This is a genomic window from Psychrobacter sp. 1U2, assembly GCF_051847575.1.
In genome coordinates this window covers 1-934 of record NZ_JBPYDC010000626.1, presented here as the reverse complement: position 1 = coordinate 934, position 934 = coordinate 1, and the positions used below count along the sequence as shown (strand labels likewise).

Annotated in this window: 2 protein-coding genes; both read right to left on the bottom strand. The window is 48.6% G+C overall.

From position 1 onward, the window contains the following. Positions 1-385 (bottom strand): pantoate--beta-alanine ligase (locus ACS8FD_RS17700; RefSeq protein WP_439276817.1); only part of this gene is annotated, 385 nt, incomplete at its 3' end. 58 nt (positions 386-443) lie between these two features. Next, positions 444-934, bottom strand: a 491-nt coding sequence (locus tag ACS8FD_RS17695; RefSeq protein WP_439276816.1) for a 3-methyl-2-oxobutanoate hydroxymethyltransferase, incomplete at its 5' end; no start/stop codon positions are given.

The window sequence follows — 934 nt, the reverse complement described above, 5'->3', positions numbered from 1 at the left end:
CACCATCGAAGTGACCAGGACGCGACTGACCACACAATTGATTGGCAATAGCACCCGCAAGCACACAGGTCGGAGGCGGCAATACGGGATACATCTCATCAGTACTCGGCGCAAAGATATAATCAGCATCGACTGATGTCAGCTTGGCAACGTCACTATCAAGTGTGCGTGGATAACTGTCAAAATCCTCTCCTTCCCCAAACTGAGTAGGATTGACAAAGATACTCACGATTACAATATCAGCGTGCTGTTTAGCAAGCGTTACTAGCTCAAGATGACCTTTATGCAAATTGCCCATCGTTGGCACTAAAGCAATGCGCTGCTGCCCGCGATGGGTCTGTAAAGCAGTACGCATCGCTGAGATATGATGGTAAATGATTGGCATTATTAAATATTCTTCTTTATAAACATAAAAAGATGAGCGTAAAAAGCTGGAGCATACCTTAACTAAACTGGTGCTGCTCTGCTGGAAAACTGCTTTCGCGTACTGACTGCTGATAAAGCGCAAAAGCGCCTTCAATACTATGCGCCGTATTGCGCTCATCAGTCAAAAAGTCATGCACAAAACGCGGCACACGGCCATGTGCCATACCTAGCATGTCATGCATGACCAATACCTGACCGTCTGTATCTGCGCCTGCACCGATTCCGATCACCGGCACTGCAACCGCTTGGGTGACTGCTTTGGCAAGCTCAGCGGGAACACACTCTAGTACAAGTAGCGCTGCACCTGCAGCGACGACTGCTTTGGCATCAGACAACAGTTTATCGGCTGCTACATCACCGCGACCTTGGATTTTGTAGCCACCAAAAACATTGACTGATTGCGGGGTCAAACCAAGATGGACACAAGTGGGCGTACCTGCTTGCGCTAATGTGGCGACCAACTCACAAAGCTCATCGCCACCTTCAATCTTAATAACATGTGCCCCAG